This window comes from Mesorhizobium sp. M0621 (assembly GCF_040320745.1).
In the GTDB taxonomy this organism is placed as follows: domain Bacteria; phylum Pseudomonadota; class Alphaproteobacteria; order Rhizobiales; family Rhizobiaceae; genus Mesorhizobium.
Window position 1 is genome coordinate 36,101 of record NZ_JAMYQF010000056.1, and the last position, 10,966, is coordinate 47,066.

The following is a 10,966-nucleotide window of genomic DNA, read 5'->3' on the forward strand; positions in this document are numbered from 1 at the left end:
CCGGTTTCGGACATTCGGCGGTCCGATGTCCGACAACAGCATTCCAGACATTGTGTCCATTATGATACGCCAAGTCCAGGAGCTCAAATCGGGTTTGGGCACGCCGCAATGAAGCAGAAGGTCGCCAGACATGCACTCATCTGATCATCCCGCCGGTAACGGACCGCATTCGCGCAAGAGGATGATAGCGTTGGCCCTGCTTGCCAAGCTGTCGCTGGTCGCCGGCTTCCTCGTCCTCGCCAAATTGGGCATGGGCTACATTCAGGCCGGCGCCTGGACGGCGGCATTCCACGGCCTCCTCCTTGCGGTGATCGCGGGACTGGCGCTGTGGGGCAGCCTGCGTCACAGGGGGCTCGTTGGCAACGGTGCGCAGATCGCGAGCGACCGGGGCATTGGCATCGTCCTGCACCGGGCGGCGGCCTATGACTTGCTTGCGCGCGTTCTGACCTTTGGCCGCGAGGGCCGGTTTCGCGAGCTCATGCTTCGCCCGGCAAAGCTCCAGCGCGGCGAAGCGATGCTCGATGTCGCCTGCGGCACGGGAACCCTTGCCATTGCCGCGAAGCGGCTGGTCGGTTCGGACGGAAGCGTCACCGGCGTCGATGCGTCGGCCGAAATGATCGAGCGGGCGCGCGCCAAGGCCGAACGGTCCGGTCTCGATCTGACTTTCGTCAATGGGACGGCGCAGGAGCTTCCCTTCAGGGACGCGCAGTTCGACATCGTCGTCGGCACGCTGATGCTGCATCACTTGTCGAAGCCCGTTCGATCGGCCTTCATCCGCGAGGCGGCACGCGTCTTGAAGCCAGCAGGCCGGCTGTTGCTCATCGATTTCGGCAGGCCGGTGCGCAAGTCTGGATTGCCCAGGCTCCACAAGCATGGTCATATCGATATGCAGTCGGTCGCCTCGCTGTTGACCGAGAGCGGATTCCAGGTCAGCGATATCGGCGCCGTCGGAACCAAGAACCTGAACTATATTCGCGCAACGGTGAAAAAGGACCAGCCAGGCCAGGCGTCGTGATCATGCTCAGACGCTAGTTGCATGACGACCTGTTCTGGTATGTCCCATTTCGGCCTGCTTGCAATGGCAGGTGTGCTACCTGATCTGGAATCGACGAGCGAAATGTGAGCGAAAAATGCAGCTGACAGGCATAGTATCAGGCGCGGCGCTGTTGCTCGCTTCCGCCGCGGCGGCGAACGCCCATCCGCATGTGTTTGCCGAAGCGAAGCTGGACCTGACCGTCGGTCCAGACAGAACGGTCAAGTCGCTTCGGCATTCCTGGCGTTTCGACGACCTCTTTTCCAGCACCGTGCTGATGGAATTCGACAAGAATTCCGACCTTGTCCTCGACGCAAAGGAACTGGATGACGTCGCTCTCACCGTCCATGCGTCGCTAGCCGAGTACAACTATTTTCAGATGGTGACCTTGAACGGCAAGGACGTGACGATGGCGCCGCCGCCGAAGTTCAGCGTCAGCTATGAAAACGATCGACTCGTCGTCCAGTTCGAAACACAGCCGAAGGACCCGTTGGCCCTTGCTGGAAAAGTCAGCATCGGCGTGTACGACCCGACCTTCTACACGGCGATCGATTTTACCGACGACGACAAGATTGCTGTGGCTGGCCTGCCTCAAGGCTGCTCACGCGCGGTCGTGCGTCCGGATCCGGATACGGCCATCGCGCAGAACCAGAAGAGCCTGACAGACGCGTTCTTCAGTGACCCGACGGGGACTGATCTCGGCAAGATTTTCGCGACACGCCTCGAACTGACTTGCGGCTGAAGCGGAGCCGGTTCGATGGCCATGTTCCAGATGCTGGTCGAGTTCCAGCGCACGATCTACCTGGCGCTTGCCGAGCAGATCAAACTGCTTTCGGCTGGCGGCGATTGGCTGGCCTTCACGGCCTTTCTGCCGATGGGCGTTCTTTTCGGCGCGGCGCATGCCCTGACGCCGGGTCACAGCAAAGCCCTACTGGCCACGTATTTGGCCGGTTCGGACGCAAAGGTTTCGCGCGGTCTTCGGGTATCACTGACACTTTCCTTCACGCATGTGACGATTGCCGTGCTGATCGCGGCGCTCTCTTTGCCGTTGGTATCGATTGCCCTGGGCAGTGTCGGCCGTGCGCCGCTACTGGAAGACGTCAGCCGCGGGTTGCTTGGCCTGATTGGCATCTGGATGCTCTGGCGCGCATTGAGCCACGGCCATCACCACAAGCATGAGGGCGAGGCGGTTGGGGTGATGGCCGGCTTGATCCCATGCCCGCTGACGCTTTTCGTGATGACCTTCGCAATATCCAGAGGCGTTCCGCTCGCCGGTATCCTGTTTGCAATCACCATGATGGCCGGCGTGGCGCTGACGCTGTCTTGCGTTGCGGTGTTGTCGATCCTGTTTCGGGAGCGCCTGGTGCATTTCTTCGACAGCCGGCCACGCCTGTTCGATGCCATTTCGCGGACGATCGAAGGCGCTGCCGGAATTGTTCTAGCCGGCGTAGCGGTCTGGCAAATCACTTCTTCCTAACGCTGTCCAAAGCCAGAGTCCCCGCGTCGGGGCAGCAGCTCCGCGTGATAATTCTGAGCCCAATGCGGTTGCGCAATGGCGCCAAATACGCTTCACAGATCCCCCCAGTCAGATCAAGCAGAGGATATCATGCCGGCGGACGATGGTAGTCTACGCGACATTCTTGGAATTCTGTTGGTTCTAGTACTCGTTGGCGCAAATGGCTTCTTTGTAGCCGCCGAATTTGCGTTGGTGGCGGTCAGGCGGAGCCGAGTCGACGAACTTGTTACCGCTGGACGCTTGAATGCCGGGCTGCTTCAAAGAGCCTTGGCGAATCTCGATGCCAATCTTGCCGCGACCCAGCTGGGTATCACCATTTCGTCGCTGGCGCTTGGCTGGGTTGGCGAACCTGCACTCGCCCATCTGATCGAGCCACTGCTGGTTGGAGCGATGGGGTCTCTTGCCACCGCCGGATCCCATACAATCGCCGTAGCAATTGCTTTTATTATCATCACTGCTCTCCACATCGTTCTGGGCGAGTTGGCGCCGAAAAGCCTGGCGCTTCAGCGTAGCGAGGGCACGGCACTCTGGGTGGTGCGGCCGCTAGGCCTGTTCCTGTTCCTGCTCAGGCCGGCGATCTTCGCTTTGAACGGTCTTGGCAATCTGGTGTTGCGTCTCTGCGGATTGCGGCCAGGCACGGGCGAGGAGTCCCTGCATTCGCCTGAAGAGCTGAAGCTGCTTGTCGCGGCGAGCCAGGAGGCAGGGCTGCTTCACCAGACCCAGCAGGAGCTCGTCGAGCGCGTCTTCAACATTGGCGATCGGCGCATCGCCGATATCATGACGCCGCGGCGCGATATCGACTGGATCGACACTGAGGACAGTCCAGACGAGATTCTGCGTACCATCCGTGAATGTCGCCATGAGCAGCTTCTGGTCGGCCGTGGCGGGATCGATGAACCAATCGGCATGATCCTGAAGAAGGATCTCCTCGACCAAGTGCTCGACGGGAAAACGCTCGATCCAATGGCGGTCATCCGCGACCCCGTGATCGTTCATGAAGGAACGCCGATATTCCGCGTTCTCGATCGGTTCAAGAGGGCACCGGTACGCCTGGCGATCGTCATCGACGAATATGGCGCTCTGGAGGGGATCGTCACCCAGACCGATCTGCTCGAAGCCATCGCAGGCGACCTTCCGGATCTGGACGGTGAGGACCCCGACGTCGTAGAGCGTGAAGACAGCTCCCTGCTGATCGACGGTATGATGCTGGCGCACGATGCTTTCGCTCGCCTCGGCTTTCGATCAGGGGCGGCAGAGGGTGATTTTCACACGATCGCCGGGTTCGCCCTGTCCCGGCTCGGGCATCTTCCGGAAGCTGGCGAGCACTTCGACTACGAGGGCTGGCGCTTCGAGATTTTCGATATGGACGGAAGGCGGATAGACAAGCTGCTCGCTCGCCGTGAGCTGCCTACATCCAAGCCTGCAGCCATTTGAGACCGAACGCACCTGGCGCGAGTATGCCATCATCAACGTGCTGCGTGGCGAGATGAGTTGCGTCGGCCTCGTCCGGTCGTTCCCGACGAACTGCAACATTACGGCTCCTGTGCGAATAGCGGTATGCGCTGATTGTTGCCGTTCTTGTTCCGAGGGTCTTTCCGGTCACGGATAAGAAGCATGCGCGTAGATTCCACGTCGGACCAACGCACCTTGCAGATCTCCTCCTGGCGCATCGCGGTTGCGACGGCGAAACGTATGATCTTGCTAAGCGAGCGTTTGCATCGAAGTGACCGATGAGCCTGTCGAGTTCATCCTGCGTCGGCCGTCTGTCGCGCTGGTGGCCTTTCCCAACGAGGCCAAGTCTTCTTGAGGGCGATACGCGCGAGATCGACTGGTTCGACCTTGACGGGCAGGCCGTGAACTGCAGCGGCATGAGCGAGAATGAGTTTTATAAAGCCGATGTCGATACCGAGAGTCATCGATCCGGCGCCTTGGTCGGCCCGGTCGCGACCAAAACGAATGAGCCGTTCGCGATCAAGGGCTGCGATGTTGCACTTCCCCAGATGTCTTCGGAGCATATCGAGGGCTGCGGCCTTGGAGCGGCGAGGGGACTTGCCTACATTGCACATGTCGTCGATATGAAGGTCGATGAGTTCGCCGAAAGTTTTCAGGCGCGCTATACGGGACTTGGTCGGCGTCTCACCGCGATCGACTTGGCGCTCGGCTTCGGTTGCCCCAGCGCCGTGCGTCGTCTCGGCGCAGGAAGGTCTCGCTGACATAGCGACCCTTGCGACGGACACGCCAGGAACCGGATGAGAGTTTTGTGTAGGTGGCCATTTTTTCGTGTGCGCTCTGTGTGCACTGAGAGATCGAAACGTGGCGAAAAGGGTCGTATTCTGGCGTAAATTCGTGTGCACTCGGCAGGTTCTAACGATTTGATGTTAAAGAAAAATGCTGAAAAATCAAGAGCATAGACTGGCTATTGCACCCATGATGGATGGGGCAGATACATCAATATAATCAGTTAGTTACGAGAGGTTGTGTGCAAAAATTGCACACGAAAGTTCTGCTTCTCTTCTTTTTTCGTTCTCACGACGGGGCCATCGAGAGCCCTTTTCTGACGCTCTTTAGCCGACGATATTGACCGCTCCTTTGCGGATGTTCGCCGGGCTATCCGTGAACCTCATTGTCCGCTACGGCGTCCGGTTTGGCTCGGGTTCCTGGAGGCTTTTCGAACTTTCTGGGTCGCGGTTGCGTTTGCTTATCGAACAAATTGGGGCAATAGATTCGGTTTGAGGAAATTTGGTGGAGGGCATGGACTTTCTGGCGCGCGTGCCTGCCCTAGTCGTGAACGTCAGTATGAGCCCTGCGCTGGCGGTGAGGTGAGCTGCCATCGCCCCACGCCTGCCGGGCCGAACTGCATTCTTCCGCAACCGTAAAAGAAGAGGGGAAGGGCAGAACTCTGGTGGACTAGTTCGGCGCCTGATCGCAGGGCATCCTTGACGTTTCCGCAGGCAAGTGGGCGGCCATCCAACTTGAGCTCACCCGATGCGGGCGGATGGGACCGGCCAGGACTCGGGCAAAAGGCGCCTTACCCGCAGCGAGAAAACCTGGCTTTGCGCGTGGTCTGGCCGACCGTGTGATCCTCATGGATCACGGTCAGATTTTCGAAGAAGGCAGTCAAGCGCAGTGCGCCTCGCGCTTGACTGTAGGCATGCCAACAAGCCACCTGAGGCCCGGCCGCGCAAGTCGCTATACGGTTGACGCGCGGCTATCTATTAGGGCCACTGTTCGGCCTATCAGGCGTCTCCGACATCCGGCCTTGGTACGTCGTCGGAGAACGATGTGGAGAAATTGATGCGGAACCTCATACTGGCCTTCGCGGCACTTGCCCTAGCCGCGTGTCAATCGGCTCCTGAACCGCCGCGATCCGCCGCTGTCGAACCTGTGTTAGATCCTGTTACCATTCCGCCCCAACCCGCCTTGGATCCTGCCGCTGTTCCTCCTGGCTCGGCAATCATGGATCAATCCGTGACAATCACTCCTCCTTCAAAGGGCGTTCCAGCAAAGTACGCTGCTTTTTCGGGCAATTGGGCCGGACGATTGGAGGGCACGTATGAAGGTAAACTGGCTGTTCAATCTGTTTCTTCGAACGGAAAGGTGACGGTCACCTATGCGTGGGGAATTCTGGGCGATAACAATCCGGGAGAGGCCGCAGGCGCAGGAAAAATTGTAGGGACTACGTTGAAGCTTGGGCGCCTCCCGAATGGCGCGGACGTCAGTTTTATGATGCTGCCCGACGGAACTCTGGCCGGAACCTATACGCTCGCCGATCAGACCTACAGGGGCGTGTTCATCAGGCAATGATCAAAGAAGATACGGTCGCGCTCCCGCGGTTTTGATCCGCGCGATCGCGCGCCAATGGACAATCTCCCTATAGCGGCCCTTCAAATGTTCCGATGCCTTTGCGTCATAACCGCTGTGCTCAAGGAGCGAGGCGGCTCCGAGCCGCGGCCTTCGCCAATATCCTAAAACACGCCACCAATGCCTATGCCCCCACTAATGTCTGGTGGGGGGGCTGCGGGGCGTTGCGGGGCGGCCTGCGCGCGTTTCGCGGCCTTGCGGCTGGGACCGGTTCGCGAGGGGCCGGCATCCGACGCAACTTTAGCCGGCTTGGCCTTTACGATGACCGGCTGCTTGCAAATTCTGCCGGAGCGCAGAAAGAGATCGCCGAGCAATCCGACGGTTGGCTCGGTCGTCGATGCGACCTGTTTGGTATTTTTGTAATAGTCGGTGAGGGCGCGGATGGAGCCCGTGCCCCAATCGCCATCGACCTGCATCCGGTAGCAACCCAGGCGCCGAAGTTCCGTCTGAATGCTGCGCGCAAGATCGCCCGCCTTGTCCTTTTCCGCTTCGCCCGCCGATGCGCCGACAATGAGGGTTTCGAGGCCGGAGACGACGCTCTGGCGAGCGACTGCAACGCTTTCGGTTGAAGACAGATTGGCGACCTGAGTGCCGACCGGCCCCGCTGAACCGCCTGACGGCGCCGGAATCTCGACCGACCGCAACGTCTGCCCGACGATGAGCACGGCGGTCTGCAGGTCGTTGGAGGCGAGCTCGATCTGCAGCTTCATCTTGGCGTCGGGATCGGACAGGATGCGCGACAGGCTGGCGCTCAACTGCGCCGGATCGAGCATCTGCTGTTCGGTGAAATAGAATTGTTCACGTAGGTTCGACTGGTCCCACGGAACCTGGCGGCCGACGGTGAGCGCCTCGGTCTCGTTGCGGACGCGGATCATCATGTCCGAAATGCTCAAGCCGGGGATTTCGACATTTTTCAGAAGCGCCGTGGTGAACGGGCTGTTTTCGCCGGTACCGTCGACGGTGACGTTGCCGGGCTGGGTCGCGAAGGCGACAAACGTATTTTCGCCGACCTCGACCTGCGCCAGACCGTTGGAGATGTTGGCGCCGCTGCCCAGCGGATTGTTGCGGCAGGCATCAAGGAAGATGAAGGTCTGACGGTCGCGACTGGCAAATTTGGCGATCACATCGTTCAGCTTGACGGCGTGCGCCGTCAGCTTGTCCAGGTTTTCCGGATCGGGCGTATCGATCGGCAGCAGGTAGTTTTCGCCTTGCACCTGCATGCCGTGGCCAGCGTAGAAGATCAGAACGGCGCTGCTTTCGGGCAGCTTGGCCTCGGCGGCGTGGAAAAGCTTGGCGAATCCATCGGCGGTGAGATCGGTTCCGGTCAGAACCTCGAAATTCAGCCGCTTCAGGCTGTCGGACAGTTTCGACGCGTCGTTCACCGCATTGGCGAGGTGCTCGAGACGCTTGCTCTGGTAGTTCGTGTTGCCGATGACGATCGCCAGTCGGTTGCGCGGCTGTGGCGAGGCGTTCTGCTCGACCGCGGCGCGAACGCCGACCGTGCTCAGGATCACAAAAAGCATGAGCAGCGGGATGCGCAAGAAGAATCCGTGGCGATGGGTCATATCGGCATGCTCGTTCCAGCCTGCGTCAATCTTGATCCGGCAGCCTTCGAACGCACCACACGCAAATGCAATCATGCCTGAGCGTCTGGACTCCGTGCCGCCAAAGGCCAGCAAATTTTTATACCAAGTATCATGTCAAAGATAGGAAAAAGGGATTTTTATGCAGTCACTGGACTGTGGAGGACACGATGCCGATCAAGATCAACCTCGCTCTGCCGGTTTACGGAGCAGCCTACAAAAGCGTGTTCGTTCGCAGCCTCTTCGCGGCCCTGACCCACAACAGCCTGTCCAGCTACGCCTTCACGCTGTCGGAAATCGAGTACACGGATATCCCGTTTTCCCGGAACTATCTGCTGACGAACTTCTACTACAACAAGCCGGATTGCAGTCACATCCTGATGATCGACAGCGACATGGGCTTTTCGCCTGATCTGATCGCCGCGATGCTGGCGCTGGACAAGCCGGTGGTCGGCACGTTGTATCCCCGGCGCCTGGTCGATCTGCGAAAACTCCACTCACTGTCGACACTGCCCTTCGACAGGGCCTTCACACAAAGCCTGGAGTTCATTGGAACCGTCGTCGAACCCCGGCAAGAGATAGGGGGCTTTGTCCGGGTATCGTCATGCGGCACGGGTATCTTTCTAGTCTCCCGCGACTGCGTGACGGCGATGATCGAGAAGTTGCCCGAGACGGTGGACCGGTCTCGTTACCGAAAGAACAAGTACACCGCTCAGTTCCAGAATTTCCTGACGCCGTTCGCCAAGATCGTGACGCCGGAACTGGATTTGCCTGACGATTTTTCTTTCTGTCACCGCTGGGCGGAACAGTGTGGCGGCGAAATATGGGCAAGCTACGACCGCAAGATTGCTCATGCCGGAGACCTGACCGTTTCGGCAGCCTATTCTGATCTCTAAATGTGCCCTATGAACGGTGATATACTGGGGTAAATAGTTTACTTCGAGCTTTTCGATAGTGACCTTGTCGCCACAGATGGCCTGATAGTCGCCCGACGGTGAACCCCGAACCATTGCCGTAGAGCAATGCGCCGCGTATACTCTCGGCGAGGCAGGTCAACGAGCCCCAATCACATGGGTGAGGCCTATTTTAGTTTGTCTTAATTTGTGACGGTATCGATTTCTCGTAAAGTGGGGTCGAATGAGAGTGCCGCGCGAGGCCTATCAATTGGCGGGAGTCTCGTTGCTTGCGTTAGCGGCAGCGTCCACGTTCCAAATATCTGGCGCAGCGGCGTGCTCCGCCACTGCAAACGGCGACGGCGATCCGTTCCAGACGACATCGGTTACGGTGGAGTGCAGGACGACCGGTGATTTTCAGGACATCGATGGCGTATTCACCACCCGGTTTAATGGGTTCCAGAACTCGTCGGAGATCGAGATCAATGACTACGATGGCAATGGCGACGACATCGTAAGGATTTTTGGCGGCGAGCTGACCGACGACGTGTCGACAACGCCCAGTGTAGGCGGCCTGCCCGCGGAAGGGTCGACCTCCTTGCAGCCGGCGGATGGGACGATCGAGCTCCTTGGCGGCAAAGACCAGTTCGAGATGTTCTATGGGGATTACTTGGGCGAGCCGTTCGCCCCCAACGTCAGGGCCAATCTCGATACCGGGGCGGGCGATGACACCGTCGTCATCCAGGCCGGCAGCATTCAGGACATCAACCTTGGAGATGGCACCGACAGTGCCGTGATATCCGGCAACGGTACACAGGTTGGCACTGTGAACGGCGGCGCCGGGAACGACACTATAACGCTCGCTGGCAACGCCACCATCGGCGGCAGCATATTCGGTGACGACGGCAACGACACCGTCAACATCAACGGCGGAACCATAGGCACGACCACCGCGCCGGGCCGCGTCGACCTCGCCGCCGGCGCCGACATTTTCAACATGACGGCCGGCCACATCACCGGCTCGGTATTCGGCGAAGGCGGCGGCAACACATATACGGTCAGCGGCGGCACGATCGACGGCTCGATCTATGCCGGCAGCCAGAATGACAGCGTATCGATCTCTGGCAATGCCAGCGTAGGGGTCGATGCGGCCGTGGGCGGACCGGATTCCGTCGGACTGGAGGATGGTGACGACACCTTCACCATGACCGGCGGCACGCTTGCGGGTTCGGTGAGCGGCGGTGCCGGCAATGATATCATCGCCTTGCGCGGCGGCGCCATAAACAGTTTCCTGGAAGGCAACGACGGCAACGATCAGATATCCGTCTCGGGCGGTGCGCTTGCCGGAGAGGTCATCGGCGATGCCGGTGACGACCTGATCGTCATCAGTGGCGGTACCATCGGATCCACCGTTTCCGGTGACGACGGCAACGACACGGTGCGTATTCTGGGCGGCACGATCGGCACCACGGTCGCGCCGGCCGATGTCGATCTCGGCGCCGGGGCCAATACTTTCGAGATGAGCGGCGGCACCGTCAACGGATCCGTTTTCGCCGACGATGGCGGCAATCGCTATACTGTCAGCGGCGGTACGATCACCGGATCGCTGTTTGCCGGCAGTGGCAACGACAGCGTCACGATTTCGGGTACCGCCATCATCCAGGGCAATGGCCTCGGCGTCTTCGCGGTTGTCGTGCCGAGTGGTACCGTAGCATTGGAAGATGGCAACGACACGTTCAACATGACCGGCGGCACGGTCGGCGGTTCGGTCACTGGCGACGATGGCAACGACACCATGACGGTCAGCGGCGGTGCGATCGCCGATGCGTTGGAAGGAAATGCCGGCGACGATCAGCTGACCGTATCGGGAGGTTCGGTGGGCGGCGGCATTTTTGGAGGCGACAGCAACGACACCGTCACGGTCTCCGCCGGCACGGTCGGCGGCAACGTCAGCGGCGGCGCCGGCTTCGATAACGTCTCGGTCACCGGCGGCATCATCAAGGGCGGCATCGACGCAGACCACGTCGATCTGTCCGGCGGCACGATCGACGGTGATATCACGGGCCTCGGCCCCAACACG

At 59.8% G+C, this 10,966-nt stretch carries 9 protein-coding genes; 8 read left to right on the forward strand and 1 reads right to left on the reverse strand.

The features are described from left to right. Positions 1-190 precede the first annotated feature (190 nt). The 6 genes from NKI38_RS27730 to NKI38_RS27755 all read left to right on the forward strand — a co-directional run bounded on the left by NKI38_RS27730 (position 191) and on the right by NKI38_RS27755 (position 6,353). Entirely contained in the window at positions 191-1,015 is an 825-nt protein-coding gene (locus NKI38_RS27730) for a class I SAM-dependent methyltransferase (RefSeq protein ID WP_352663334.1), read from the forward strand. Between the two features lie 115 nt (positions 1,016-1,130). After that, positions 1,131-1,775: a DUF1007 family protein gene (locus NKI38_RS27735; protein ID WP_352663336.1), complete on the forward strand. Its 645-nt coding sequence runs from the start codon at positions 1,131-1,133 to the stop codon at positions 1,773-1,775. 21 nt (positions 1,776-1,796) lie between these two features. After that, positions 1,797-2,510, forward strand: coding sequence for a HoxN/HupN/NixA family nickel/cobalt transporter (locus NKI38_RS27740; protein ID WP_352663354.1), 714 nt, complete (start codon positions 1,797-1,799; stop codon positions 2,508-2,510). Between the two features lie 129 nt (positions 2,511-2,639). Then, positions 2,640-3,983 (forward strand): hemolysin family protein, encoded by a 1,344-nt coding sequence (locus NKI38_RS27745; RefSeq protein ID WP_352663338.1) that lies wholly within the window; start codon positions 2,640-2,642, stop codon positions 3,981-3,983. Between the two features lie 296 nt (positions 3,984-4,279). Beyond that, positions 4,280-4,762 carry a hypothetical protein gene (locus tag NKI38_RS27750; protein WP_352663340.1) on the forward strand — a complete coding sequence of 161 codons (483 nt, stop codon included), beginning with the start codon at positions 4,280-4,282 and terminating at the stop codon, positions 4,760-4,762. A 1,069-nt stretch (positions 4,763-5,831) separates the two neighbouring features. Then, positions 5,832-6,353, forward strand: coding sequence for a hypothetical protein (locus NKI38_RS27755; RefSeq protein ID WP_352663342.1), 522 nt, complete (start codon positions 5,832-5,834; stop codon positions 6,351-6,353). Between the two features lie 161 nt (positions 6,354-6,514). Here the strand turns inward: NKI38_RS27755 and NKI38_RS27760 are convergent, their stop codons facing one another. Continuing rightward, entirely contained in the window at positions 6,515-7,975 is a 1,461-nt protein-coding gene (locus tag NKI38_RS27760; protein ID WP_352663344.1) for a caspase family protein, read from the reverse strand. Positions 7,976-8,163: 188 nt separating this feature from the next. Between NKI38_RS27760 and NKI38_RS27765 the strand changes: the two genes are divergently transcribed. Both NKI38_RS27765 and NKI38_RS27770 read left to right on the forward strand, forming a co-directional pair. Continuing rightward, positions 8,164-8,889: a hypothetical protein gene (locus NKI38_RS27765; RefSeq protein ID WP_352663346.1), complete on the forward strand. Its 726-nt coding sequence runs from the start codon at positions 8,164-8,166 to the stop codon at positions 8,887-8,889. Between the two features lie 388 nt (positions 8,890-9,277). Continuing rightward, the coding region (locus NKI38_RS27770) for a beta strand repeat-containing protein (RefSeq protein ID WP_502899398.1) at positions 9,278-10,966 on the forward strand (1,689 nt) is incomplete at its 3' end.

Bases quoted from the DNA above. Each gene is read 5' to 3' on its own strand.
- NKI38_RS27735 (WP_352663336.1), top strand. From the start codon at position 1,131: ATGCAGCTGACAGGCATAGTATCAGGCGCGGCGCTGTTGCTCGCTTCC.
- NKI38_RS27740 (WP_352663354.1), top strand. From the start codon at position 1,797: ATGTTCCAGATGCTGGTCGAGTTCCAGCGCACGATCTACCTGGCGCTT.
- NKI38_RS27745 (WP_352663338.1), top strand. From the start codon at position 2,640: ATGCCGGCGGACGATGGTAGTCTACGCGACATTCTTGGAATTCTGTTG.
- NKI38_RS27750 (WP_352663340.1), top strand. From the start codon at position 4,280: ATGAGCCTGTCGAGTTCATCCTGCGTCGGCCGTCTGTCGCGCTGGTGG.
- NKI38_RS27760 (WP_352663344.1), bottom strand. From the start codon at position 7,975: ATGACCCATCGCCACGGATTCTTCTTGCGCATCCCGCTGCTCATGCTT.
- NKI38_RS27765 (WP_352663346.1), top strand. From the start codon at position 8,164: ATGCCGATCAAGATCAACCTCGCTCTGCCGGTTTACGGAGCAGCCTAC.